The organism is Streptomyces panaciradicis, from assembly GCF_023516615.1.
Classification (GTDB): domain Bacteria; phylum Actinomycetota; class Actinomycetes; order Streptomycetales; family Streptomycetaceae; genus Streptomyces; species Streptomyces panaciradicis.
Window position 1 is genome coordinate 127,705 of sequence record NZ_JAMGBF010000005.1, and the last position, 25,818, is coordinate 153,522.

Annotated in this window: 22 protein-coding genes; 12 read left to right on the top strand and 10 right to left on the bottom strand. The window is 72.3% G+C overall.

Features of this window, described 5'->3' with window-relative positions; all coding sequences use genetic code 11:
- Positions 1-137 precede the first annotated feature (137 nt).
- The 5 genes from M8J74_RS02910 to M8J74_RS02930 are packed head-to-tail and all read left to right on the top strand — an operon-like array spanning position 138 to position 6,685.
- Entirely contained in the window at positions 138-1,736 is a 1,599-nt protein-coding gene (locus M8J74_RS02910; protein WP_249834894.1) for an ABC transporter substrate-binding protein, read from the top strand.
- A gap of 4 nt (positions 1,737-1,740) precedes the next feature.
- Complete coding sequence (locus M8J74_RS02915) at positions 1,741-2,700, top strand: ABC transporter permease (RefSeq protein ID WP_249834895.1); 960 nt, start codon at positions 1,741-1,743, stop codon at positions 2,698-2,700.
- On the top strand, positions 2,700-4,736 hold the full coding sequence (locus M8J74_RS02920; RefSeq protein WP_249834896.1) for a dipeptide/oligopeptide/nickel ABC transporter permease/ATP-binding protein: 2,037 nt from the start codon (positions 2,700-2,702) through the stop codon (positions 4,734-4,736). Before M8J74_RS02915 ends, M8J74_RS02920 begins: the two co-directional genes overlap by 1 nt.
- Positions 4,733-5,749, top strand: a complete 1,017-nt coding sequence (locus M8J74_RS02925; protein ID WP_249834897.1) for an oligopeptide/dipeptide ABC transporter ATP-binding protein — start codon at positions 4,733-4,735, stop codon at positions 5,747-5,749. Before M8J74_RS02920 ends, M8J74_RS02925 begins: the two co-directional genes overlap by 4 nt.
- Entirely contained in the window at positions 5,750-6,685 is a 936-nt protein-coding gene (locus tag M8J74_RS02930) for a dihydrodipicolinate synthase family protein (RefSeq protein WP_249834898.1), read from the top strand. It begins immediately after the preceding gene.
- On the opposite strand, the gene M8J74_RS02935 is transcribed toward M8J74_RS02930, so the two are convergent.
- The 6 genes from M8J74_RS02935 to leuA all read right to left on the bottom strand — a co-directional run bounded on the left by M8J74_RS02935 (position 6,682) and on the right by leuA (position 14,595).
- Positions 6,682-7,866, bottom strand: a complete 1,185-nt coding sequence (locus M8J74_RS02935) for a sialidase family protein (RefSeq protein WP_249834899.1) — start codon at positions 7,864-7,866, stop codon at positions 6,682-6,684. The genes M8J74_RS02930 and M8J74_RS02935 overlap by 4 nt on opposite strands.
- Entirely contained in the window at positions 7,863-8,531 is a 669-nt protein-coding gene (locus M8J74_RS02940) for a response regulator transcription factor (RefSeq protein ID WP_142151866.1), read from the bottom strand. Before M8J74_RS02940 ends, M8J74_RS02935 begins: the two co-directional genes overlap by 4 nt.
- A complete protein-coding gene (locus M8J74_RS02945; RefSeq protein WP_249834934.1) occupies positions 8,528-9,706 on the bottom strand; it encodes a sensor histidine kinase in 1,179 nt (392 codons plus the stop codon). Before M8J74_RS02945 ends, M8J74_RS02940 begins: the two co-directional genes overlap by 4 nt.
- A 56-nt stretch (positions 9,707-9,762) precedes the next feature.
- The gene (locus M8J74_RS02950; RefSeq protein ID WP_249834900.1) at positions 9,763-11,856 is read right to left on the bottom strand and encodes an MMPL family transporter; all 2,094 of its coding nucleotides are present in this window, start codon (positions 11,854-11,856) and stop codon (positions 9,763-9,765) included.
- 137 nt (positions 11,857-11,993) lie between these two features.
- Entirely contained in the window at positions 11,994-12,689 is a 696-nt protein-coding gene (locus M8J74_RS02955; protein WP_058925391.1) for a TerB family tellurite resistance protein, read from the bottom strand.
- Positions 12,690-12,873: 184 nt separating this feature from the next.
- Positions 12,874-14,595, bottom strand: coding sequence for a 2-isopropylmalate synthase (leuA, locus tag M8J74_RS02960; protein ID WP_249834901.1), 1,722 nt, complete (start codon positions 14,593-14,595; stop codon positions 12,874-12,876).
- A gap of 348 nt (positions 14,596-14,943) precedes the next feature.
- Between leuA and M8J74_RS02965 the strand changes: the two genes are divergently transcribed.
- The 4 genes from M8J74_RS02965 (at position 14,944) to M8J74_RS02980 (ending at position 18,952) form a co-directional block, all read left to right on the top strand.
- On the top strand, positions 14,944-16,017 hold the full coding sequence (locus tag M8J74_RS02965; protein WP_249834902.1) for a M4 family metallopeptidase: 1,074 nt from the start codon (positions 14,944-14,946) through the stop codon (positions 16,015-16,017).
- Positions 16,018-16,038: 21 nt separating this feature from the next.
- Positions 16,039-16,305 (top strand): protealysin inhibitor emfourin, encoded by a 267-nt coding sequence (locus M8J74_RS02970; protein ID WP_249834903.1) that lies wholly within the window; start codon positions 16,039-16,041, stop codon positions 16,303-16,305.
- Positions 16,306-16,370: 65 nt separating this feature from the next.
- On the top strand, positions 16,371-17,672 hold the full coding sequence (locus M8J74_RS02975) for a GH1 family beta-glucosidase (RefSeq protein WP_249834904.1): 1,302 nt from the start codon (positions 16,371-16,373) through the stop codon (positions 17,670-17,672).
- The gene (locus tag M8J74_RS02980) at positions 17,669-18,952 is read left to right on the top strand and encodes an MFS transporter (RefSeq protein WP_249834905.1); all 1,284 of its coding nucleotides are present in this window, start codon (positions 17,669-17,671) and stop codon (positions 18,950-18,952) included. Before M8J74_RS02975 ends, M8J74_RS02980 begins: the two co-directional genes overlap by 4 nt.
- 13 nt (positions 18,953-18,965) lie before the next feature.
- Here M8J74_RS02980 and M8J74_RS02985 read toward each other — a convergent pair whose 3' ends face one another.
- Positions 18,966-19,820, bottom strand: a complete 855-nt coding sequence (locus M8J74_RS02985) for an NAD-dependent epimerase/dehydratase family protein (RefSeq protein ID WP_249834906.1) — start codon at positions 19,818-19,820, stop codon at positions 18,966-18,968.
- A 119-nt stretch (positions 19,821-19,939) separates the two neighbouring features.
- On the opposite strand from M8J74_RS02985, the gene M8J74_RS02990 reads away from it, so the two are divergent.
- On the top strand, positions 19,940-20,803 hold the full coding sequence (locus M8J74_RS02990; RefSeq protein WP_249834907.1) for a helix-turn-helix transcriptional regulator: 864 nt from the start codon (positions 19,940-19,942) through the stop codon (positions 20,801-20,803).
- Here M8J74_RS02990 and era read toward each other — a convergent pair.
- Positions 20,783-21,736 (bottom strand): GTPase Era, encoded by a 954-nt coding sequence (gene era / locus M8J74_RS02995; RefSeq protein WP_249834908.1) that lies wholly within the window; start codon positions 21,734-21,736, stop codon positions 20,783-20,785. The two genes, M8J74_RS02990 and era, sit on opposite strands and share 21 nt — an antisense overlap.
- Positions 21,737-21,875: 139 nt before the next feature.
- On the opposite strand from era, the gene M8J74_RS03000 reads away from it, so the two are divergent.
- Together M8J74_RS03000 and M8J74_RS03005 are read left to right on the top strand one after the other, a co-directional pair.
- Positions 21,876-23,201 (top strand): ammonium transporter, encoded by a 1,326-nt coding sequence (locus M8J74_RS03000; RefSeq protein WP_283947700.1) that lies wholly within the window; start codon positions 21,876-21,878, stop codon positions 23,199-23,201.
- The gene (locus M8J74_RS03005; RefSeq protein WP_142151878.1) at positions 23,198-23,536 is read left to right on the top strand and encodes a P-II family nitrogen regulator; all 339 of its coding nucleotides are present in this window, start codon (positions 23,198-23,200) and stop codon (positions 23,534-23,536) included. The genes M8J74_RS03000 and M8J74_RS03005 overlap by 4 nt, the downstream gene beginning before the upstream one ends.
- Here the strand turns inward: M8J74_RS03005 and M8J74_RS03010 are convergent.
- Positions 23,430-24,440 (bottom strand): WxL protein peptidoglycan domain-containing protein, encoded by a 1,011-nt coding sequence (locus M8J74_RS03010; RefSeq protein ID WP_249834909.1) that lies wholly within the window; start codon positions 24,438-24,440, stop codon positions 23,430-23,432. The two genes, M8J74_RS03005 and M8J74_RS03010, sit on opposite strands and share 107 nt — an antisense overlap.
- Positions 24,441-24,498: 58 nt before the next feature.
- Positions 24,499-25,815: a WxL domain-containing protein gene (locus tag M8J74_RS03015; protein WP_249834910.1), complete on the bottom strand. Its 1,317-nt coding sequence runs from the start codon at positions 25,813-25,815 to the stop codon at positions 24,499-24,501.
- Positions 25,816-25,818 lie beyond the last annotated feature (3 nt).

Below are 25,818 nucleotides of genomic sequence, written 5' to 3' on the forward strand. Positions count from 1 at the left end.
GCTGCGCCATTCGTGTGCGAGCCCTTGACCGCCCCCTGGGCCGCTCCTAGGGTCGCGGCTGACGAACCGGACGTAGGACGTCGTATCTCCTCGCCATCGAGGCGACTTTCCGCTGGACCTCTCCCGCTGGAGGAACCGTGCATCGCCGGACCTTCCTGAAGCACACCGGCGCGCTGGGGGCGGCCGCCGCCGTCTCCGCGTCGCTGTCGGCCTGCTCCTCCGGGCCCCAGTCCACCAACGACACCGGCGGCGGAAGCGGCAAGGACCGCACACTGACCGCCGTCATCGGCTACGGCAACGACGGCTCCTGGGACCCCACCCAGACCGCGTCCGCCTTCTGCATGGCCGCCAACAACCACATCTACGAGGGCCTCCTCGACACCGACCCCATCACCCGCGAGCCGTACGCGGCGCTGGCCACCGAGATCCCGAAGGACGCGACCGCCACGTCGTGGAGGTTCACGCTGCGGCCCGGGGCGACGTTCCACGACGGCAGGCCGGTCACCGCCGACGACGTCGTGTTCGTCTTCGACCGCATCCTCGACCCGAAGACGCAGACCCTCGCCAAGGGCTTCTTCGCGAGCTGGCTGAAGGAGGTCCGCAGGATCGACGACCGGAACGTCGAGCTGGTGCTCAAGTTCCCCTTCCCGGACGGGCTGTCCCGGCTGACCCTGGCGAAGATCATGCCGAAGCACGTCTTCTCGCAGCCGGGCGCCTGGGACAAGGCCACCGCGGGGCTCGCCATCGGCTCGGGGCCCTACCGGCAGACCGCCCACCACCCGAAGTCCAACACCACCTTCGCCGCGTATCCCGGCTACAACGGCCCGCGCAGGCCGGCCTTCGCGAGGATGAACTGGCTGACCATCGTGGACGCGGCCCCGCGCGTCGCCCGGATCTCCGGCTCAGGCGCGGGCGCGCAGATCTCCGACAACATCCCGTACGCCGACATCAAGCAGTTGGAGAGCGGAGGGCTGACGGTCGCGGGCGGCGCCGGGATGAACAACCTGTTCCTGATGTTCAACACCGCGCACAAGCCCTTCGACGACGTGCGGGTGCGCCAGGCCCTGCACTACGCGATCGACACCGGCAAGATGGTCGAGGTGGCGCTCAAGGGCCACGGCAAGCCCTCGACGTCGTTCCTGAACGAGGGCAACCCGGCCTACCGGCGGGCGAAGACCGTCTACGACCACGACCCGGAGAAGGCGAAGGCCCTGCTCAAGGCGGCGGGCGTGCACGGGCTGCACATCAACATCCTGGCCGTGAACGTCAGTTGGATCGTCGACTGCCTGCCCACCATCAAGGCGTCCTGGGACGCGATCGGCGTGCGGACCACCCTGGACCCGCAGGAGACGACCGCCGTCTTCACCAAGATGGACCAGAAGCAGGACTACCAGGTCGTCGCCGCCGCCTCGAACCCCAACCAGTTCGGCCTCGACGCCGACCTGATCATGCACTACAACTACGGCCCCACCAACCTCTGGATGGGCTACACCCGTTGGGCCGGCAACGCCGTCGCCAGGCAGCTCTTCCGGGACATGGACCGGGCCACGCGGGAGCCGGACCCGGCGAAGAAGAAGACGATGATCCAGGACTACATCGACACCGTCGCCGAACAGGCCGTGCTCTACCCGGTCGTCCACAACGAGCTGATGACGGCCTGGGACCCGAAGAAGCTCACCGGCATAAGGGCACAGCCCTACCCGGGCATCAACCTGCTGCGGGCGAAATGGGCCTGACGCGATGATCGCCGTCCTGCGCATCCTGCTGCGCCGCGTCGCCCTCCTCGTGCCGCTGCTGCTCGGCATCGTGCTCTTCGTGTTCCTGGTGATGCGCTTCTCGGACGTCGACCCGGCCTCCGCGTTCTTCCAGGGCGCCAACCCCACCCCGCGGCAACTGCACGACTTCCGCGAACGCAACGGCCTGCTCGACCCGCTGCCCGTGCGCTACGTCCACTTCGTCGGCGACCTGCTCCACGGCGACCTGGGCACCAGCGCCCTGACCCGCGCCCCGGTCGTCGACCAGGTCACGACCGCGCTGCCGCTGACCCTCCAGCTCACCTTCCTGGGCCTGGGCATCGCGGTCGTCCTGAGCCTCATCGGCGGAGTGACGGCCGCGATCCACCGGGACCGGCTGCCCGACCAGATCATCCGCGTCGTCTCCCTCACCGGCGTCGCCGCCCCCGGCTTCTGGCTGGCCCTGCTGATGATCCAGTACCTGGCCGTCGACCAGGGCTGGTTCCCGACCGGCGGCTACATCAATCCCGCCGACTCCCTCACCGGCTGGCTGAGGACGATGACCCTGCCGGCACTGGCCCTGTCCCTGCCGGTGGCGGCCCAACTCACCCGTGTCGTACGGACGTCGGTGGTCGAGGAACTCGACAAGGACTACGTCCGCACGGCGATCGGCAGCGGACTGCCGCCGCGGGTCGTCGTCGGCCGCAACGTCCTGCGCAACGCCCTCGTCAACCCGCTGACCGTGCTGGGCCTGCGCGTCGGCTATCTGATCGGCGGGGCGGTCGTCATCGAGACGATCTTCTCGCTGCCCGGCATGGGCAAGCTGATGATCGACGCCGTGAAGAACGGCGACCCGGCCGTCGTCCAGGGCGTCGTCCTGACCACCGCGACCGGCTTCGTCGTCGTCAACCTCGTCATCGACGTGCTCTACCTGCTGGTCAACCCGCGACTGAGGGAAGCGACCTGATGTTCACGCGCGCACGCCTCACCGAGGTCCTCGCCCGCCCCGGCATCCGCCTGCACGGCCCGCGCCGGCTGCCCCCGCTGTCGAGGGCCGCCGTCTGCTTCCTGGCACTGGTGGTCCTGGTGGCGGTGCTCGCCCCGCTGATCGCGCCGGACGACCCGCTCGACCAGCAGGAGCCCGTCGGCGGCACCGGGCACCCCTCCGCCGCGCACTGGATGGGCCAGGACAGCCTCGGCCGGGACATCCTCAGCCGGCTGATGTACGGGGCCCGCTGGTCGCTCGCGATCGGCCTCGGGGCGACGGCCCTCGCGCTGGTCGTCGGCGCGCTGATCGGTGCCGTGGCGGCCACTTCCCGCAAGGCCGTCGACGAGACGCTGATGCGCTGCCTGGACGTCGTGATGGCGTTTCCCGGCATCGCGCTGGCCGCCGTGCTGGTGGCCGTGTTCGGCGGCGGCATCACGGTGCTGATCTGCGCGATCGCGTTCCTGTTCACCCCGCCCGTGGCCCGCGTCGTACGGGCCAACGTCCTCGACCAGTACGGCGAGGACTACGTGACGGCGGAGCGGGTCATCGGCGCCCGCACCCCGCACATCGTGCTCCGGCACGTGGCCGTCAACTGTGCTGCCCCGGTGCTGGTGTTCTGCACCGTGCAGGTCGCCGAGGCCATCGTCTTCGAGGCGTCGCTGTCCTTCATCGGGGCGGGCGTGCGGCCGCCCGACCCGTCGTGGGGCAGCGTCATCGCCGACGGCAAGAACATGGTGCTGACCGGGGGGTGGTGGGCCACGGTCTTTCCAGGGCTGCTGATGCTGGTGACCGTGCTGTCGCTGAACATCCTCTCCGAGGGGGTGTCGGACGCGTGGGCCTCGCCGGCCGGGCGGGAAGTGGGGTTGGCGTCCGACGAGGACCGGGTGGAGGCGCCGGACGCCGGGGGCGGGGAGGTTCTTCACCTGCCGGGGCTGGCGGAGGCGGCGGCGCGGTTGCGGGGGCGGGGCGCGGGAGGGGGTGCGACGGGAGGTCGTTCGGCGGGTGCGGCAGCGGGTGGGCTTGTCGCGCAGTTCCCCGCGCCCCTTGGGGGCGCGGTCCTGAGCGTCCATGACCTTGCCATCGGGTTCGACGGGCGCCATGGCGGCGTTGACATCGTCGACGGGATCTCCTTCGAGGTGGGTCCCGGCGAAGTGCTCGGTCTGGTCGGGGAGTCGGGGTGCGGGAAGTCGCTCACCGCGCTGACGGTGATGGGGCTGCAGCCCCGTGGCGCCCGCGTCCGCGGTCAGGTCCGTTTCGACGGGCGGGAGTTGCTGTCCGAGTCACCCCGTGCCCGGCGCCGTCTCCTCGGGCACGAGATGGCGATGATCTACCAGGACGCACTGTCCTCGCTCAACCCCGCGATGACCGTCCGCGCGCAGCTGAAGCAGGTCGTACGGCGTGGAGGCCGCCGTACGCCCGAGGAGCTGCTGACGATGGTCGGTCTCGACCCCGCCCGGACGCTGCGGAGTTATCCGCACGAGCTGTCCGGCGGGCAGCGGCAGCGGGTGCTGATCGCCGTGGCCCTGTCGCGGGACCCGAAGCTGATCGTGGCCGACGAGCCGACGACCGCGCTGGACGTCACCGTCCAGGCGCAGGTGATGGAGCTGCTGCTGCGGCTGCGCGGGGAGCTGGGCTTCGCGCTGATCCTCGTCTCGCACGACCTGGCGCTGGTGGCCGACGTCACCGACCGGGTGGCGGTGATGTACGGCGGGCAGATCGTGGAGACGGGCGTGACCGCCGACCTGGTGGAGGCGCCGGCCCATCACTACACGCGCGGTCTGCTCGGCAGTGTGCTGTCGCTGGAGTCGGCGGCCGCCCGCATGACGCAGATCAGGGGCGTCGTCCCCTCCCCCGCCGACTTCCCGGCGGGCTGCCGCTTCGCCGACCGCTGTCCCCTGGCGACGGACGTGTGCCGCACGACGGCGCCCGCCCTGCTGGGCACCCCCACCCATACGGCGGCCTGTCACCATCCGGCGGTCGCCCTCGCGGCATCGGAGCCGGAGGCCGTGCAGTGAACGCGATCGTCGAACTGTCCGACGCACACGTCGTGCACAGGGCCCGCAGCGGCGGCCTGTTCACCCGGGACCGGGTGTACGCCCTGACCGGCGCCGACCTCGCCGTCGCGCCCGGTGAGACGGTGGGCGTGGTCGGCGAGTCCGGCTGCGGCAAGTCGACCCTGGCGCGGGTGCTGGTCGGCATCCAGCGCCCGACCGCCGGCACGGTGGTCTTCCAGGGCCGTGACCTGTGGTCGATGCCCGCCGCCGAACGCCGCACGGCCGTCGGCGGCACCACCGGGATGATCTTCCAGGACCCGTCGACGGCCCTGAACCGCCGGCTGCCGGTGCGGAGGATCCTGCGGGACCCGCTCGACGTGCACGGCCGGGGCGGCAGAGCCGAACGCGAGGGGCGGGTGCGGGAGTTGATGGGCCTGGTCGGGCTGCCCCGCGCACTGGCCGACGCGCTGCCCGGCCAACTGTCCGGCGGGCAAAGGCAACGGGTGGCGATCGCGCGGGCGCTGGCGCTGGACCCCGCCCTGGTGGTGGCGGACGAGCCGACGAGCGCGCTGGACGTGTCGGTGCGCGCCCAGATCCTGAACCTGCTGCTGGATCTGAAGGAACGCCTGGGCCTGGCCCTGGTGTTCGTCTCGCACGACATCCAGACGGTACGGCGGATGAGCGACCGGGTGATCACCATGTACCTGGGCCGGATCGTCGAGGAGTCCCCCGCGGCCGAGGTCACCGACCGGGCGCGGCACCCGTACACCCGGGCCCTGTTCTCGGCGACCCCCGGCCTGCTCGACCCCGTCGAACCCATCCCGCTGACCGGTCCGGTCCCGTCGGCGACGCACCCGCCCAGCGGCTGCCCGTTCCGGACCCGCTGCTGGAAGGCCGACGACGTGTGCGCGTCCCGCATGCCGGACTTCTCGGCCGCGTCGGCGCCGGGACACCGCTTCCGCTGCCACCATCCTGTGCGGGAGGACGCCTCGACCCGCGACCTCGTACGGCAGAACCATCCCAGGGAGCCCTGAATGACCTTCCCCGCCCCGCTCACCGGTGTCGTCCCGCCCGTCTGCACGCCCCTGACACCGGACCGCGAGGTGGACGTCCCCTCCCTGCTCAGGCTGGTCGACCATCTGGTCGGCGCCGGGGTGGACGCGTTGTTCGTGCTGGGCTCGACCTCGGAGGTGGCGTTTCTGCGTGACGCGCAGCGCAGGCTGGTGGTGGAGTCGGTGACCGCCCATGTGGGGGGCCGACTGCCGGTGCTGGCCGGGGTGGTCGACATGGCGACGCCGAGGGTGCTGGACCATGTGGCGGCGGTGACGGCGGCCGGCGCGGACGCGGTGGTCGTGACGGCGCCCTTCTACGCGCGGACCCATCCGGCGGAGATCGCCCGCCACTTCCGCCTGGTCGCGGCCGCCTCGCCGGTCCCGGTGATCGCGTACGACATCCCCATGGCCGTGCACACGAAGCTCCCCGCGGACGTGGTCCTGGACCTCGCCGCCGAGGGCGTCCTTGCGGGACTGAAGGACTCCAGCGGTGATCTCGCCGCCTTCCGCGAGGTCGTCACCGGTGCCCGCACCCGCCCCGGCATCACCGGGTTCAGCGTGCTGACCGGCTCCGAATTGATCGTCGACGCGGCGCTCGCGCTCGGCGCCGACGGCGCCGTCCCCGGTCTCGCCAACGTCGACCCGGACGGCTACGTCCGCCTCGACCGGCTGTGCCGCGCGGGCGACCTGGAGGCGGCGCGGGCCGAACAGGAGCGGCTGTGCGCCCTGTTCGGCCTGGTGTCCGCCGGGGACCCGGCGCGGATGGGCGGCGGCTCGTCGGCGCTGGGGGCCTTCAAGGCGGCGCTGCACCTGCGCGGGGTGATCGACTGCCCGGTGACCGCCGACCCGCAGATCCCGCTGTCGCCGCAGGAGGTGCGGCGGGTCGGCGCGTACCTCGCGGCGGCCGGCCTGCTCTAGAGTCCGTCGGCGGGCAGCCGCCGGAACTCGATCGTCTCGTAGGGGCCCAAGACGCCCGTCTCGTACAGGAGTCCCACCGCCCCGCGGTCCACCGGCACCAGGTCCGAGTAGGCGGCGGGCCGCTGGGAGAGCGTCAGGGCCCTGGTGAAGGTCGCCCCGGCGTCCGTGCTGCGCCACACCGTCATCGCCCGCCGGGCCGTCGGCACGGACGGGCCGGAGAACAGCAACGGGGCCTGCGCGCCGGGCAGTTGCAGCACGCTGCCCTGGACGACGGGGACGTCGTCCAGGGTGGGCTGGACGGCGTACGGCCGCTCCAGGGAGCGGCCGCCGTCGGCGGAGTAGGCGTCCAGGCGGTTGCCGGGGCTTGTGCCGTTCTGGTCGCGGGCGCTGAAGTACAGCCTGCCGTCGGGGAGTTCGGCGGCGCTCGACTCGTTCGGGTCGACGCGGCCGTCGTGGGCGCCGTCCACGAAGCCGATGTGCCAGGTGGTGCCGCCGTCGTCGCTGTAGAGGGCGTGGCCGCCGTAGTACCTGGCCTCCTGGCCGGTGTCGGTGGAGCCGGCGGGCGGGGCGGTGGAGTGGTCGGCGGGGATCACCAGGCGTCCGGCGTGCGGGCCGCGGGTGAGGGCGACCGCGTGGCCGGGGCCGGTCGCGTACCACCGCCAGTCCGGCCGCTTCACCTGCGCGGTGATGTCCCGCGGCGCCGAGAAGACGCGTCCGTCGTCGAGGCCGCGCTGCACGAACACCCGCCGGCTCTGCTCCGGGGTGGCCTCCCCGCGCATGATCTGCGCCTCGGTGACGGCGCCGCTGTTGAAGGAGGTGACGAGGACGACCGCGCCGGTGCGCGGGTCGACGACGGGGGCCGGGTTGCCGCGGGTGTCGCCGTCCCCGGCGGCGACCACCCGCAGCGGGCCCCAGGTGCAGCCGCCGTCGGCCGAGCGTCTGAGGACGACGTCGATGTCGCCGGAGTCGCCGGCGCCGTCGTGGCGGCCCTCGGCGAAGGCGAGGACCGTGCCCCGGGGCGTGATGACGGCCGCCGGGATGCGGTAGGTGGCGTAACCGCCCTCGCCGGAGGTGTACGGGACGGAGGAGGTGCAGCCGGACGCGGCGGAGGCGTGCGTCGTCGCGGTGAGCGGGGCGAGGAGGGCGAGGGTGACGAGGAGGGTGCGGCGCAGGAGGGTCACGGCCCCATGGTTCCCGGAGTGACCAGCCCGGACTCGTAGGCCACGATCACCAGTTGTGCCCGGTCCCGGGCTCCCAGCTTGCCCATGATACGGCTGACGTGCGTCTTCGCGGTCAGCGGACTCAGGCCCAGGGATTCACCCACCTCGGTGTTGTTCAGGCCGCGGGCGACGAGCGTCAGCACCTCCCGCTCCCGCTCCGACAGGCACTCCGGTCCGCCCGCCGCCGGCACGGAGGGGCTGCGCAGGAACCGTTCGATCAGCCGTGCCGTCGGCCCCGGCGACAGCAGGGCCTCCCCCGCGGCCACCGTGCGGATGGCGTCCAGCAGTTCGGCCGGCCGGGTGTCCTTCACCAGGAACCCCGAGGCCCCGGCCCGCAGCGCCTCCACGATGTTCTCGTCGGTGTCGTAGGTGGTCAGGACCAGCACCTTCACCGCGGCGAGGTCCTCGTCGGCCGCGATCAGCCGGGTCGCCTCGATGCCGTCCAGGTCGGGCATGCGGACGTCCATCACCACCAGGTCGGGGCGCTCGCCGCGGGCCAGCTCCACGGCCTCCCGGCCGGTGCCCGCCTGCCCCACGACCGCCATGTCCCGCGCCGACTCGACGAGCATCGCGAACGCGGCCCGCACGAGGGTCTGGTCGTCGGCGAGCAGTACGCGGATGGTCATCCGTCCTTCTCCCCCGTCGTCGTCAGCGGCAGTACGGCACTCACCTGGAAGCCACCCGCGGGCCGCGGCCCGGCGTCGAGTGTGCCACCGACGCTGCGGGCCCTCTCCCGCATGCCGACCAGCCCGAAGCCGGGCGCGGTGCCGGGGGTCGGCCCGGTGCCGTCGTCGGCGACGGTGAGGCGCAGGGCGCCGTCCGCCTCGTACAGCTCGACCCGTACGGCGGGTTCGGGCCCGGCGTGCCGGACGGCGTTCGTCAGGGCCTCCTGCACGATCCGGTAGGCGGCGGCGCCCACGGCGGGCGGGGCCTGCTCCACCCGCAGCTCCGGCTCCACCCGGGCGCCCGCGAGCCGTGCGGCCTCCACCAGGTCGGGCAGGCCGTCGAGGCCGGGCAGCGGGCCGCGGCCGTCGGGACAGTCGGCCTCGCGCAGGACCTCCAGCGTGCCCCGCAGTTCGCCGCGCGCCGACCGGCAGGTCTCCGCGATGTCGTCCAGGGCCTTGGCGACCGTCTCCCGGTCCAGCCGTTCGGGGTCGGCGGCCAGGACGTGCGCGGCGACGGAGGTCTGCACGCCGATGAGGGTGATGCTGTGGGCGAGCAGGTCGTGCAGGTCGCGGGCGATGCGCAGGCGTTCCTCGGCGACGCGGCGGCGGGCCTCCTCCTCGCGGGTGCGTTCGGCGCGCTCGGCGCGTTCGACGATCGCGGCCACGTACTGGCGGTAGTAGCGGACGTCCATGCCGCAGAAGAGGACGGCGATGACCCAGCCGGAGATCCGTAGGATCTCCACCGCGCCGGCCGGGTTGCTGAAGAGGTTGACCAGCACGGACGCGCTCAGGACGGTGGCGCCCACGCCGAGGGTGCGGCGTACCGTGCCGGTCGCCGCGACCGTGTAGAGCGCCACCACGGTCGCGGGCGTCGGGGCCACGTGGTTGTTGTCGAGGGCGTGGTAGGCGGCCAGCAGCGTCAGGACCGTCGTGGCGACGAGCAGCGGGCGGCGGCGCCGCCACACCAGCGGCACGTGGGCGGCGAGCAGCAGCGTCCAGCCGAGCGCGTCGGGGCGTCGGGCCGGGTCGGTGCCCAGCGCCAGGCACACGGCCCCCGCGGCGAGCACGGCCGCGAGGATCGCGTCGTTGCGGGTGCCGTGCGGGGCCGTGCGCGGGTCGCGGTTGATGACCGCCATGACGCGCTCGCCCCGGCGCTGCCGTGTCGCCGTCGTGTGTTCCACGGGGTTCAGCTTCACACGGTCTCGGGCTGCCGCCGCACCGGCCGCGGCTCCGGCTCCCGCGACAGCCGTCCGGGCCACCACACCCGCCGCTTCAGCAGCACGCTCGCGGTCGTGACCAGGTAGGTGCGCACCAGGAAGGTGTCCAGCAGCACGCCGACCGCGATCACGAACCCGAGCTCGACCAGCGCCGCCAGCGGCAGCGTGGTCAGCACGGCGAAGGTGGCGGCGAGCACGACACCGGCCGACGCGATCACCCCGCCGGTGGTGCGCAGCGCGGTCAGCGCGGCCGCCTGCGGTTCGGCGCCGGCGGTGGACTCCTCGCGCATGCGGTGCATGAGGAAGATGCCGTAGTCGACGCCGAGTGCCACGAGGAAGACGAAGGACAGCAGGCCGAGGCCGGGGTCCGTGCCGTGGAGGCCGAGGACGGGGCCGAAGACCAGGCCGCCGATCCCGAGCGCGGCGCCCCACACCGCGACGACGGCGACGAGCAGCATCAGCGGCGCCACGAGGCTGCGCAGCAGTCCGACGAGGATCACGAACACGGCGGCCAGGACGAGCGGCACGACGACCTCGCGGTCGCGAACCTGGCTGTCGGCCAGGTCGAGCTGCTGGGCGCTGGGCCCGCCGACGTAGGTGCCGTAGGTGTCGTCTAGTCCGGCGCGCAGGGCCTCGATGGTGCGGGTCTCCCCGGCCGACTCGGGTGCCGCGGTGGCGTAGACGGAGATCTCGGTCCAGCCGGAGCCGCTGCGTCCGGCCGTCGCCTGGGCGACCCCGTCCGTCGTGCGGGCCTCGGCCAGTACGGCGTCCGTCCGGCCGGTGGGGGCGATGACGGTGATGGGCTGGCTGCTGCGGCCGGGGTAGGCGCGGGTGAGCGTCTGGGCGGCGGCGATCGACTCGGGCCGCTGGGTGAAGGAGTCCTCCTGCTTGAGGGTGCCCGGCAGGTTGAAGGCGCCCAGCGCCAGCGCGCCGAGCAGCACGGCGCCGCCGGCGAGGACGGCGGCCGGCCGGCGCGCGGCCGAGGCGCCCATCGCCGAGAACAGCGACCCGCGGGCCTTGGGCTCGCTGCCGAAGGCGGGGATCAGCGGCCAGAAGACGCGGCGGCCGAGGACGACCAGCAGGGCGGGCAGCAGGGTCGTCATGGCGACGAGCGCGGCGAGCACGCCCACCGTGCCGACGGGGCCCATGCCGCTGCTGCTGTTGAGGTCGGCGGCGAGCAGGCACAGCAGGCCGGCCGCGACCGTGCCCGAGGAGGCGAGGATGGCCGGTCCGCAGCCGCGCAGCGCGGCCCGCATGGCGTCGTACGGCCGCTCGTGGCGCCGTAGCTCCTCGCGGTAGCGGGAGATGAGCAGCAGCGCGTAGTCGGTGCCCGCGCCGAGCACCAGGACCGTCATCACACCGCCGCTCTGGCCGGTGATGGTGACGCCGAACGCCTCGTGCAGGCCGTAGCCGGCGGCCATCGCCATCCCGGCGGCGACGCCGGCGACGCCGAGCGGCACCAGCCACAGGAAGGGGCTGCGGTAGATGAGGATCAGCAGGGCGGTGACGACGCCGAGGGTGGCGTACAGCAGGGTGCCGTCGATGCTGCCGAAGACCTCGCCCATGTCGGCGTTGAGGGCGCCGGGCCCGCCGACCTGGACGGTGAGCCCGGCGCCGCCGTCGGCGACGTCCCGCACCCCGTCGACGAAGGCGTCGCGCTTGCCGTCGTCCTGGCCGGGGGCGGTGCTGGAGACGGGGTACATGACGGTGGTGCCGTCGCGGGACGGGACCGCGTGCGGGTGCCCGGTGATGTCGTACCTGCCGGTGATCTCGGCGATCTGCCGGGCCGCCTTCTCGCGGTCGGCGGGGGTGAGGCCGCCTTCGCGGTGGTAGACGAGCACCAGGTCGGTGGACTCGCCGCCCGGCAAACGGTCCTGGATGCGGGCCACCTGGGTGGAGTCGGCGCTGTCGGGCAGGTAGTCGACGGAACGGTTCTGCTGGATGCCGGAGAACTTCCCGGCGAACGGCCCGGCGAGCACCAGGGCGGCCAGCCACAGCCCGAGCACCACCCAGGGCACGGCCTGTCGACGCCGTGCGGCTGGCCGTGTGCTTGTCCTTGCGGCCCCCATGGACGGGCCTCCCTCCGGTCGGGTGTCTGGGTCGCTTCCAGACTCCCGTCGCGAGGGGGCGCCTTCGTCGGGCGCGGGGGCGAGTTCGGGGTTACTGCCGGTGGAGGCCGCGGGCGCGCGTTACTCCCCGGGGAGTATCAGGACGGTGTACGCGCCGCCGCCAGCAGCCGGGTCACGTCGTCGGAGCAGATGGTCAGGGCGGCGCCGACCGTGCTGAGGACGTCGCGCTCGGCCGGGGTGTAGGGGCCGTCGGCCAGGGCGATGCGGGCGCCCTGGAGCAGGATCGATTCGCGGCCGACCGGGGCGAGGTGCGGGGCGAGGGGGTCGAGGGCCTCGTGGAGCTCGATGGCGAGGCCCGCTCCGCAGGACTGGCCGTAGACCCGGCCGGTGTCGGCGGCCAGCGCGTCGACCAGCGCCTCCAGCTGTTCCTCCGTGCAGTCGTCGAAGCCGGCCGCGCGGACCGCGCTCGCTGCGGTCTCCAGGGAGCTGCGCGAGCAGGTGCCGCCCGCGGCGAGCACCGCGAGGGCGACGGTGTGCACGGCGTCGCGGAGCATCGCGGAGAAGCGGGTGGTGGTGGGGTGGTCCAGGGCGTCCGTGCCGAAGTGGCGCTTGCAGGCGGCGCACTCGACGACCGGGCCGGTCTCGCCGCGCGGCAGGACCGGGACGCCGAGGAGGGTGAAGCGGCGGCGGCCGGTGAGGCGCTGGTAGTTGCGGTCGCCTCCGCAGCCCGGGCAGAAGAACTCGCCGTCCCCGACGGGCGTCCACGCGGTGCGGGTGCCCAGGAGGCGCGCAGGCCTGGCGGCTCGGCCGTTTCGTCCCCGTACTGGCAGCACGTCGCACCTCCGTAACGGCACGGCAACATCGCCGTACTGGCGTGATGTTAGCCACATCGGCCAGGCGTAGTCAGCACCCCGGAAGAGACCTTTCCGTGACCTCCACGTGGAGGTGGCCGAAAAGGGACGGGGCCCTGATCGTCGTATACGAAGATCAGGGCCCCGAAACCGCCGGTCAGAGGGGTCAGCGGGCCGCGCGGTTGACCGCGGAGACGACCGCCTTCAGCGACGCACGCGTCGTGTTCGCGTCGATGCCGATTCCCCACAGGACCTTGTCGTCGATCGCGCATTCGATGTAGGAGGCGGCCTGCGCGGAGGCGCCCTCGCTCATCGTGTGCTCCTGGTAGTCCAGCAGCCGGGCGTCGATGCCGATCTTGGCCAGGGCGTCGAAGAAGGCCGAGATCGGACCGTTGCCCGAACCGGTCAGGACGGTGTCCTCGCCGTCGACGGTGGCCTCGACGCGGAGGGTGTCCACGCCGTCGGTGTCGGTGGTCGACTGGCCGTTCCTGACCTGGACGCGGCCCCAGGGGTTCGCGGGGTTCGGCAGGTACTCGTCCTGGAAGACCGCCCAGATGTCGGAGCCGGTGACCTCGCCGCCCTCGGCGTCCGTCTTCGCCTGGATGATCTTCGAGAACTCGATCTGCATCCGGCGCGGCAGGTCCAGCTTGTGGTCGTTCTTCAGGACGTAGGCGATACCGCCCTTGCCGGACTGCGAGTTGACGCGGATGACGGCCTCGTAGGAGCGGCCGACGTCCTTGGGGTCGATCGGCAGGTACGGCACCGCCCACTCGATGTCGTCGACGGTGACGCCCTTGGCGGCCGCGTCGGCCTCCATCGCGTCGAAGCCCTTCTTGATGGCGTCCTGGTGGGAGCCGGAGAAGGACGTGTAGACCAGGTCGCCCACGTACGGGTGGCGCGGGTGGACCTCCATCTGGTTGCAGTACTCCCACGTACGACGGATCTCGTCGATGTCGGAGAAGTCGATCTGCGGGTCGACGCCCTGGGAGAACAGGTTCATGCCCAGGGTGACCAGGTCGACGTTGCCGGTGCGCTCGCCCTGCCCGAACAGGCAGCCCTCGATGCGGTCGGCGCCGGCCATCAGGGCCAGCTCGGCGGCGGCGACGGCGGTGCCGCGGTCGTTGTGCGGGTGGACCGACAGGCAGACGTACTCGCGGCGGGACAGGTTGCGGCCCATCCACTCGAAGCGGTCGGCGTGCGTGGACGGCGTCGAACGCTCCACGGTGGCGGGCAGGTTGAGGATGATCTCGCGGCCCGGACCGGGCTGGTAGACGTCCATGACCGCCTCGCAGACCTCCAGCGCGAAGTCCAGCTCGGTGTCGGTGAAGATCTCGGGGCTGTACTGGTAGCCGAACTCGGTCTCCGGGCCCAGCAGCTTCTCCGCGTACTCCATCACCAGGCGGGTGCCGTCGACGGCGATCTGCTTGATGTCGTCCTTGGAGCCGCGGAAGACCACGCGGCGGAAGACCGGGGCGGTGGCGTTGTACAGGTGGACGGTGGCCCGACGGGCGCCCTTCAGGGACTCCACGGTCCGCTCGATCAGGTCCTCGCGGGCCTGGGTCAGTACGGAGATGGTGACGTCGTCGGGAATCGCCCCGGGCTCTTCGATGATCGACCGCACGAAGTCGAAGTCCGTCTGGCCCGACGCCGGGAAGCCGACCTCGATCTCCTTGTAGCCCATCGTGACCAGCTGGTCGAACATCCGGCGCTTGCGCTCGGGCGACATCGGGTCGATCAGGGCCTGGTTGCCGTCGCGCAGGTCGGTGGAGAGCCAGCGGGGGGCGGCGGTGATCCGCTGGTTCGGCCAGGTGCGGTCGGGGATGTCGACCTGGTCGTACCGGCCGTACTTGTGGATCGGCATGCTGCTGGGCTGCTGGCGGTTCGCCATGATTGCGGGGCTCCTCTTGGTGTCCGGAAGGACGGCCGACGACGCAACGCGAAGCTCCGCGGGGAGGGAGTCGACCTGGCTTACAGGCCCTCGCCGCGGCAGCTAAGAAGAAGCAGCCCGAAACGCATGATGCGAAGCATGCTAGCCGAGCCGGTCCGAGTAGGCGGTCCCGTATCAGCATGCGGGACCACAGCGCCCCGAAAGGGGCGCGGGGAACTGCGCGAGCAACCACCTACAGCCCGCACGTAATAACACAGAGCAACCACCCACGGCGGGAGCATCCCCATATTTCACCAATCATGGTCGCACCTAGTGACACCGAGCTAACGCAGTGCAATGGTGCCGGGCATGACGAAGACCAACGGGGGCTCAGAGCCCGTCTTCTGCACCGTCGTACCGCCGCATATCCTCGACAAGCTGGCCCAGCACGAGGACCCGGCGCTCGCCGCCGCCGCTCGCAAGACCCTGGAGCGCGACGCCTTCGAGCGCACCCACCGCCGTCTGACCACGGTCATCGGCGCCCCGACCGTCGCCCCGCCCGCCACGGCGGCCGCCGACCAGCCGAACCGCACGATCTACGATGCCCGGCACGGCACCGACCTGCCCGGCCGCAAGGTCCGCGGCGAGGGCGACGACCCCGGCAAGGACGCCACCGCCAACCGCGCCTACGCGGGCCTCGGCGCCACCTTCGAGCTGTACCTGAAGGCCTACGAGCGCCAGTCGATCGACGGCAGCGGCCTCCCGCTCGACGCGAGCGTCCACTACGACAAGGACTACAACAACGCCTTCTGGAACGGCGAGCAGATGGTGTTCGGCGACGGGGACGGGGAGATCTTCCTCGACTTCACCATCCCGATCGACGTCATCGGCCACGAACTCACCCACGGCGTCACGCAGTACACGGCCAACCTCACCTACTTCGGCCAGCCCGGCGCCCTCAACGAGTCGCTGTCGGACGTCTTCGGCAGCCTCATCAAGCAGTACACGCTCGGCCAGACCGCCGCCGAGGCCGACTGGCTGATCGGCGCCGGGCTGCTCGCGCCGCGCGTCACGGGCAAGGCGCTGCGCTCCATGAAGGCACCGGGCACGGCGTACGACGACGACGTCCTCGGCAAGGACCCGCAGCCGGCGACCATGGACGACTTCGTGCGCACCGGCCGCGACAACGGCGGCGTCCACATCAACTCCGGCATCCCCAACCACGCCTTCTACCTGGTGGCCACGGCCCTCGGCGGCCACGCCTGGGAGAAGGCGGGCCAGATCTGGTACGACGTCCTGACCGGCGGCGAGCTGAAGAAGGACGCGCTGTTCACGGACTTCGCGTCGCTGACCGTGCAGGCGGCCAGGGCCCGCTTCAGCGAGGGCGACGAACTGCAGGCCGTCCTGAAGGCCTGGGAGCAGGTCGGGGTGCGCACGACGTAGTTCCGTACTAGACACGGACCCATGCGTATTCGAGTGAGGCGCACGGGTGGATTCGCGGGCATCGAGCGCTGCGCCGAGGTGGACACCTCGGGGCGGCCCGACGAGAGCGAGTGGCAGGCCCTGGCCGAGAAGGCGATGTCCGCCGGCCGAGGCCGGCCGTCCGTCGGGGTCCCCGACGGCTTCAACTACGAGATCACCGTGGACGGCAGGACGGTGTACGCCGCCGATCCGCGGCTGAGCGAGGAACAGCGGCAGCTGATCGCCAGGGTGCTCAAGGAAGGGGCGTGAGCGGGTAACAGGTCGTTCATGCGCGGGCGTTGACTTCCGTTACCAGCGGTAAGGATGATCCGCGCATGACGAACCCGATACCTCAGTTCCCGGCCGGTTTCCTCTGGGGCGTGTCGACCTCGGCCCACCAGATCGAGGGCGCCGTCGCCGAGCGCGAGCAGTCCGTGTGGGACGCGTTCACGGCCGAGCCGGGACGGGTGAAGGACGGCTCGACGGCGGCGGTCGCCTGCGACCACTACCACCGCTACCGCGAGGACGTGGCGCTCCTCGCCGACCTGGGCGTGGACGCCTACCGCTTCTCGGTGTCCTGGCCGCGGGTGCGCTCGCCCGAGGGCCTGGACTTCTACGACCGCCTCGTCGACGAACTGTGCGCGGCGGGCGTCCGCCCGGTCCCGACGCTCTTCCACTGGGACCTGCCGGTCGGACTGGACTGGCTGCGGCGGGACACGGCCGAGCGCTTCGCCGAGCACGTGGCGGTGGTCGCCGAGCGGCTCGGCGACCGGGTGACGAAGTGGATCACTCTCAACGAGCCCGCCGAACACACCCTGCTGGGGCACGCTTTGGGCGCGCACGCGCCGGGCCGGCAGCTGATGTTCGACGCGCTCCCGGTGGCCCACCACCAGCTGCTGGCCCACGGTCTGGCGGTACGGGCCCTGCGCGCGGCCGGCGCGTCCGACGTCGGGATCGCCAACTCCCACGGGCCGACCTGGCCGGCGTCCGAGGAGCCCGCCGACGTGGAGGCGGCCGCCTTCTACGACCTGCTGCTCAACCGCCTCTTCGCCGAGCCGCTGATCCTCGGCGCGTACCCGGACGGGATGGGCGAGTTGATGCCGGGAGACGTCGAGGCGGACCTGAAGGTCATCGCCGAGCCGATCGACTTCTACGGCGTCAACTACTACGCGCCGACCCGGGTGGGCGCCCCGCAGGGCGCCGACATCGAGTTCGGCGGGCTGACCATCCCGGCCGAACTCCCCTTCTCCGTACGGCAGATCGAGGGCGTGCCGGTGACCGACTTCGGCTGGCCGGTCGTCCCGTCGGGGCTGACCGAACTGCTCACCGGGTTCCGCGAGCGCTACGGGGACCGGCTGCCGCCGGTCGTCGTCACCGAGAACGGCTGCAGCTACCCGGGCCTCGACGACCGGGATCGGATCGCCTACCTGGACGGGCACGTCCGGGCCCTGCACGACGCGGTCGAGGCGGGCGTGGACGTCCGCGGGTACTTCGTGTGGTCGCTGCTGGACAACTTCGAGTGGGCGGAAGGGTACGAGCGGCGGTTCGGGCTGGTGCACGTCGACTTCGCCACGCAGGAGCGCACCCCGAAGTCCTCGTACCGCTGGTACCGGGAGCTGCTGCGGGCGCAGAGATGACGGCCCCGCCGCGGGACCGTGACGGCGACCGGGAGCAGGACCCGTCGGCGGCCCTCGCCGAGCCCGTCCTCAGGGTCGGCCGCGCCTGGACGGCGTCCCTCTCCCTGGCCAACGGAGCGATCTGGGTGGGCTGGTTCGGCCCCCTGCAGATCCTGCTGGCCTCGCAGGCGAAGGACTTCGCGCCCGGCACCGGCATGTCGAAGGAGACGATGCTGGCCTGGGTGACCGGGATCGGCGCCGCGGTGTCCCTGGTCGCCAACCCGCTCTTCGGCGCCCTGTCGGACCGCACCACGTCCCGCCGCGGCCGCCGTACGCCGTGGATCGTGGCCGGGGCCGCGGGCGGGGCGCTGTCGCTGCTGCTGCTCGCGGGGGCGGGCGGCCTGTGGACGATGACGCTGGGCTGGTGCCTGGTCCAGCTGACCCTGAACGCGGCCTTCGCGGCGGTGACGGCGGCGGTCCCGGACCAGGTGCCCCGGCTCCAGCGCGGTGCGGTGGGCGGCTGGCTGGGCGCGGCGCAGATCCTCGGCGTGGTCGGCGGCACGGGACTGGCGACCGTCGCGGGCGGGATCGGCGCCGGATATGTGGCGTGCGCGGTGTTCACGCTGGCGGGAGTGCTGCCGTACGTGCTCGGCCACCCGGATGTGCGGCTGGGGCCGGCGGACCGGCCGGCGTGGTCCTGGCGGTCCTTCCTCGCCGGGTTCTGGCTGAGCCCGCGCCGGTACCCGGACCTGGGCTGGGCCTGGCTGACCCGCTTCCTGATCAACCTGAGCAACGCGCTGGTGCTGCTGTACCTGCTGTACTACCTCCGCGACCGCCTGCACCACCACGACCCCGAGCAGGGCGTGCTGGTGCTGACCGCGGTGAACGGCCTCACCCTGCTGGCCACGGTCGTCGTCGGCGGGGTGTGGTCGGACCGGGTCGGGCGGCGCAAGCCCTTCGTGATCTGGTCCGGGGTGCTGATGGCGGTCGCGACGGGCGCGCTGGCCGGCTGGCAGACCTGGCCGGGCGCGGTCGTCGCCGCGGCGGTCCTCGGGATCGGCTTCGGCGTGTTCACCTCGGTCGACTTCGCCCTGATGACGGACGTGCTGCCCGCGGCCCTGGACCGCGGCAAGGACCTCGGCGTGATCAACGTGGCCAACGCGCTGCCCCAGGTGGCCGCCCCCGCCCTGGCCGCGCCGATCGTCACCTACCTCGGCGGATACCGGGCGCTGTACGGGGTGGCGGCGGTCATCGGCCTGGCGGGGGCGGTGCTGGTGCGCCGGATCAGGGGGGTGGAGTGACCCGCGGGCCTGCCTACAGGGCGCCGGCGTCCCGGGCCGCGTACACCGACGGATACACGGGCCGGTAGCCCAGCTCGCGGCGGATGCGGTCGGTGGACATGATCACCAGCCAGGGGTCGGGGTCGGTGCGCTCGTGCAGTGCGGCGGGCACCTCGGCCCCGTTGAGCTGGTGCAGTTCGACCGCCGTGACGGGGGCGTCGTCGGCGATGTTGTAGATCCGGCCGGCGATGCCGGGGGCGTGCAGGACGCGCAGCAGACCCTGGGCGACGTCCGCGTGGTGGCCCATGTGCAGGCGCTGGGTCGCCGCCCACTGCCCGGCCCAGCGCAGCGACTGGGCGAGGTGCGGGTCGCCCTCGCCGTAGACGAAGGGCAGCCGGGCGATCCGCACGTCCATGCCGTCCATGGCCAGCAGTTCCCGTTCGGCCTCCGCCTTCGACGCGGGGTAGGCGCCCCACATCGCCCCGCCGGGCCGGCTCTCGTCCTCCTCCGTCACCGGCCGGCCCCGTCCCGTGCCGTACACCAGGCCGGTGCTGACCTGCACGAACCGCCGGACGCCGGAGGCGAGCGCGGCGCGGCCCAGCTCCACCGCCGCGTCCCGGTTGACGGCCCGCGCCTCCTCGTCGGGGACACCGCGGAAGGCGGCGGCGACGTTCAGCACGGCGTCCGCCCCGGCCACCGCCTTGCCGAGCACCTCCGTGTCCCGCAGATCCCCGACCACGACCTCGGCGCCCAGCGCCGCGAACGGCTCCCCGCGCGCCGCGTCCCGTACCAGGACCCGTACGGTCTCCCCCGGCCGCCGCTGCGCCAGCAGCCTCGGCACGAAACGCCGTCCGACCTGTCCTGTCGTACCCGTGACCAATGTCAGCATGTGCTGCTCCTCTCGTCCCCACCCACCTTTCAGGGGGACGGCCGCCACCGGGAGAGACCTTCCGATCAGGGGATCGGCAGTCCCTGGATAAGCCGGGCGGCCTCCCGCACGCTTGAGGGGTGAACCGAGCCGAACTCGCCGACTTCCTGCGCCGCGGCCGCGCCCGCCTGGAGCCCTCCGACGTGGGCCTCGCGCCCGGCGCCCGCCGCCGCACACCGGGGCTGCGCCGTGAGGAGGTGGCCCAGCTGGCCGGCATGTCGGTCGACTACTACACGCGCCTGGAGCAGTCCCGGGGTCCGCGCCCGTCTCGGCAGATGCTGTCGGCGATGGCGCGGGCGCTCAGGCTGACGGCAGCCGAGCACGACCATCTGTTCCATCTCGCCGGGGAGGAGCCGCCGCGGCGCGAGACGGCGTCGGCGCACGTCCGGCCGGGGCTGCTGCTGATCCTGGACCGGCTGTACGACACTCCGGCCCAGCTGGTGAACGACTGCGGCGAGGTGCTGGCGCAGAACGCGATGGCGAAGGCGCTGGTCGGCGACGTGATGTCACGGCCGCGGCGGGAGCGGAACCTGGTCCGGCGCTTCTTCCTGGACCCGGACGCCCGGTCCCTCTTCCTCGACGAGGACCACGCGCCGCACGCCCGCTCGCACGTGGCCAACCTCCGCGCGGTGACCGCGGCCCGCCCCGACGACCCGGAACCGGCCGCCCTGGTCGCCGAACTGCGCGCCTGCAGTGAGGAGTTCGCGCGGCTGTGGGACGAGCACGAGGTGTCCCTGCGCAACCGCGCGACCAAACGCTTCCAGCACCCCCTGGTGGGCCTGCTGGAGCTCGACTGCGAGGTCATGCTCAGCCACGAGCACCACCACCTGCTGATCGTCCACACGGCCCGCCCGGGCACCGAGTCCTACGAACGCCTGCAACTGCTGCGGGTGGTCGGACTGCAGGACATGGCCCCGTCGGAATCAGAAGCCGAGACGCCGTAGCTGCTTGGGGTCCCGCTGCCAGTCCTTGGCGACCTTCACGTGGAGGTCGAGGAAGACGGGCGTGCCCAGCAGGGCCTCGATCTGCTTGCGGCTCTTGATGCCGACGTCCTTCAGGCGCTTGCCCTTGGGGCCGATGATGATGCCCTTCTGGCTGGGGCGCTCGATGTACAGGTTGGCGTGGATGTCGAGCAGCGGCTTGTCGGCGGGGCGGTCCTCGCGCGGGAGCATCTCCTCGACGACGACCGCGATGGAGTGCGGCAGCTCGTCACGGACGCCCTCCAGGGCCGCCTCACGGATCAGCTCGGCGATCATGACCTGCTCGGGCTCGTCGGTGAGGTCGCCCTCGGGGTAGAGCGCCGGCCCCTCGGGCAGGAGCGGGACGAGGAGGTCGGCCAGCAGGTTCACCTGCTTGTCGCCGACCGCGGACACCGGCACGATCTCCGCCCACTCGAAGCCGAGCTCCTTGCCCAGCTGGTCGATGGCGATCAGCTGCTCGGCGAGGGTCTTGGAGTCGACGAGGTCGGTCTTGGTGACGATCGCGATCTTGGGGGTCTTGCGGATCCCCGCCAGCTCCTTGGCGATGAACCGGTCGCCGGGGCCGATCTTCTCGTTCGCGGGCAGGCAGAAGCCGATCACGTCGACCTCGGCCCACGTCGTGCGCACGATGTCGTTGAGCCGCTCGCCGAGCAGCGTGCGCGGCTTGTGCAGCCCGGGGGTGTCGACCAGGATGAGCTGGGCGTCCTCCCGGTGCACGATGCCCCGCACGGTGTGCCGCGTGGTCTGCGGCTGGTTCGCGGTGATCGCCACCTTCTGCCCGACCAGAGCGTTCGTGAGGGTGGACTTGCCCGCGTTGGGGCGGCCCACGAAGCAGGCGAAGCCGGCGCGGTGGACGGTTGCGCCCGACTCTTCGGATGACTGGGTACGAACACTCATGGCGTTCATTGTCCCTGATCCACGGAGCGCCGCCGCACGGTGAGATTCCGGTAACCCCAGCGCAACGAAACGTCACGGAAACATCCTCGTACGCGTCCGGAAACGCGGGCCGGTGACCCTCTGACGAGCCCCCACCCCGTTGGAGACGACCGTGACGACCTTCGCCGCCGCGCACGCGGACACCGGTGACACCGCCTGGCTGCTCGCCGCCACCGCCCTCGTCCTGCTGATGACCCCGGGTCTGGCCCTCTTCTACGGCGGCATGGTCCGCACGAAGAGCGTCCTCAACATGCTGATGATGAGCTTCGTGTCGATCGCGCTCGTGACGGTGGTCTGGCTGGCCTGCGGCTACTCGCTGGCCTTCGGCGAGGATGCCGGCGACGGCCTGATCGGCGGCCTGAAGCACGCCGGAATGGCCGGTCTCGGCCCGGACAGCGTGCAGGGCACCGTCCCGACCCTGCTGTTCGCCACCTTCCAGCTGACCTTCGCGATCATCACGGCGGCGCTGGTCAGCGGCGCGATCGCGGACCGCGCGAAGTTCTCGGCCTGGCTGGTGTTCGTGCCCCTCTGGGCGGTGCTCGTATACGTTCCCGTCTCCCACTGGGTGTGGGGCCCGGGGGGCTGGATCGCGCACCACCTCGGCGCGCTCGACTTCGCGGGCGGTCTGCCCGTCGAGATCACCTCCGGCGCCTCCGGTCTGGCCCTGTGCCTGGTCCTCGGACCACGGCTGGGGTTCAAGAAGGACGCGATGCGGCCGCACAACCTGCCCATGGTGATGCTGGGCGCGGGTCTGCTGTGGTTCGGCTGGTTCGGCTTCAACGCGGGCTCGGCCCTCGGCGCGAACGGCCTCGCGGCCGCCGTCTTCCTCAACACCCTCGCCGCCGGCTGCACCGGCCTGCTGGGCTGGCTGTTCGTCGAGCAGAAGCGCGACGGCCATCCGACGACGCTGGGCGCGGCGTCCGGCGCGGTCGCGGGCCTGGTCGCGATCACCCCGTCCTGCGGGTCCGTCTCCCTGCTGGGCGCCCTGGTGGTGGGCCTGGCCGCCGGCGCCGTCTGCTCGTACGCGGTGAGCTGGAAGTTCAAGCTGAACTACGACGACTCGCTCGACGTCGTCGGCGTCCACCTGGTCGGCGGGATCGTCGGCACGCTCCTGATCGGCGTCTTCGCCGAGAAGGCGATGACCGGCGGCACGGAGGGACTGCTGTACGGCGGCGGGCTCGCCCAGCTCGGCAAGCAGGCGGTGGCGGTGGCCGTCGTCGGCGCGTACACCTTCGGCGTCACCTACGGGATCGGGAAGCTGCTCGACAAGGTCATGGGCTTCCGGGCGACCGAGGAGCAGGAGCACACCGGCTTGGACCTTACGGTGCACGCCGAGACGGCATACGATCACGGCGTCCTGGGGCACGGCGCCCCGGTCAGCTCGTCCGTCGTCCCCTCCGCGCAGAAGGTCCAGAGCCAGGCATGAAGCTCATCACCGCGATCGTCAAGCCCTACCGCCTCGACGAGGTGAAGACGGCCCTGCAGGAGCTCGGCGTGCACGGCCTGACCGTGACCGAGGCCAGCGGGTACGGCCGGCAGCGCGGCCACACCGAGGTGTACCGCGGCGCCGAGTACCAGGTCGACCTGGTGCCCAAGGTCCGTATCGAGGTCGTCGTCGAGGACGCCGTCTCGGACGCCGTGATCGACGCGATCGTCAAGGCCGCGCAGACGGGGAAGATCGGGGACGGAAAGGTGTGGGCACTGCCCGTCGAGACGGTCGTACGCGTGCGGACGGGCGAGCGCGGCCCCGACGCGCTCTGAGCACCAGCACCGTCCCCACAGCGGCCATCGCCGCGAGCACCAGCGCCGCGAGCCACGGCAGGGCGAGGAAGGACGCGCTCGCCGACTCCCGGGTGTCCTTCGCGCTGGCCGTCAACTCCACCTTGCCCCAGTCGAGTTGAGGGGCGCCACGCCAGGGCTCGGTGAGGCGGACGCGCTGGCCCGGCAGCAGCTCGGCGGGGACCCGGGTCAGGTCGCGGGCCAGGAGCGTGCGGCCGAACAGGCCCTTCGCGCGCAGCTCCACCTCGGGGTCCAGGGTGACGTTGCCGGTGTTGTGCAGGGTGTAGGAGACCGTCGCCGTGCTGTCGCCGATGCCCGGCACGAGGGGCTGGTGGTGGACGAGGCGGACGTTCTCCACGGCGATCGCGGGGACGGCCGGGCCGCCGACGCGCAGGTAGACGCGGGCGGCGACGGCGCGCCGCACGCCGAGGGCGAGGGAGCCCGCGCCCTTCTCGATCCGCTCGTCGAGCGCCACCAACGCGCCCGCGTGGTCGCCGGGTTCGGCGCCCTCGGGCACGCTCAGGGTGAAGGGGACGGTGACCCTGCCGTGCGCCGGGACGGTCACCCGGGACTTCGCGGGCCGCGCCCAGGCGCCGACCCCGCGCTGCCGCTCCTGCGCCGTCCGCACCGCGAACCCGCCGTCGCGCGGGGTGTTGTAGGCGTCGGCGGCGTAGAGCCGGAAGGTCAGGGGTCCGCCGGTCTTGTTGGCGACGACGACCTTGTCCGCGATCGTCGCGCCGGGGTCGGCGGAGAGATAGAAGTACGGGCGCGCGGCGATCTCCGAGGAGACGGGGTACACGGACCAGCTGCCGTTGTCGGCGGCGTGCGCGGGCGCGGTCAGGCCGGTCAGGAAGAGCGTCAGGAGCAGGGCGTACAGCTTGCGCATGGGTGCGGACCCCCACGGGGACGAGGTGATGGACGGGCGGGTGCGGACGCCCGTACGGTCAGCTGAGCGTGAGGGTGAGAATCCCGGAGTAGGAGCCGGGAGGCGTGAACGCCGGTACGTCCAGGGAGAGCTGGGCGTCCGCGGTGAACTCGCCGCCGGTGAGCGTGCCGTTGGCGGTGGAGGCGAGTGTCGCCCCCGTGGCGCCCACGGTGCCCGCCGAACCGGCCTTGCAGGTGCTGGGGCTGCCCGCCTTGGTGGCGCAGGCGGGGGTCCAGCTCAGCTTCCCGGCATCGATCTTGGCGCCGGGTCCGGTGAAGTCGGTGACCTTGCCGGTGAGCGACCAGCCGGCCGGTCCGCCGCGGAAGTCCTTGACGGTGACCGTCTGCAGCGCGCCGGTCGAGGCACCGCCCTTGCCGAAGTCGACCGCCGACAGGGCGACGGCGTCCCCGGCCTGGGACATGGAGAGGGTCCCGGCCTTCACGGTGGTCGTCAGCTTCTGACTGCCGTCCGGGACGGGGGTGGTGTCGGTGACGGTGTAGACGGCGGGCCCGGCGCCCAGGGCGTCGCTCCACGCGCTGCCCTCGTACGCCACGATCCCGGTCGTCGTCTTGTCGCTGACGGTGAGGGAACCGCTGATCTTCCCGTCGGTGCCGGCGGTGACCGTGGCCTTGTCCGCGGTCTGGTTGGCCCCGGAGCGTCCGGCGAGGGTCACGGCGGCGCCGGCGGTGAAGCCGCTGCCGGTGACGGTGACGCTGTCACCGGGCGCGCCGGTGGCCTTGCCGAGCTGGATGGCCCGGTTGTTGACCGGGGTGGAGTCCGTCGCCGTGATTGTCGCGGACGTCGGCGCGGGTGGATCGGTCACCGTGCAGGGGGTGTCCAGCTCCAGGATGTAGCTGGTGTGGATGTTGTAGTCGCCGGGCGAGAGCGTGATGGAGCCGGCGGTCGTGACCTTGAAGGTGCCGCTCATGGAGAACGACGGGAAGGCGCCGTTGCCCGGCACCGGGTCGTTCTTCTTCGGCCCCGCGACCGTGACGGAGCCCGTCTGGGCGCCGCCGAGGGTGACCTTGCCGGTGGGCGTCATGATGTCGGCCGGCAGGGCGATGGCGGTGGGGTTGCTGGCGGCGGGTTTGACGACCGTGTAGGTCACGGTGACGGTGTCGCCGACCTTGGGGGTGGGGTTGTCCACGGCGATGGCGGCCGTGGTGGTGCCGTCGATCGGCGGGATGCCCGCGACCGCGGGCGGGATGCAGTGCGTGGGGAAGTCCACGTTCGTGGCGGCGCCGGCCGGACAGGCCAGCGCGCCGCCCGCGGTGACCGCGAGCGCGGTCGCCCCGAGCAGAGACGCCCAGCGGCGTCTTCGGGTGATCGGACCCATGGG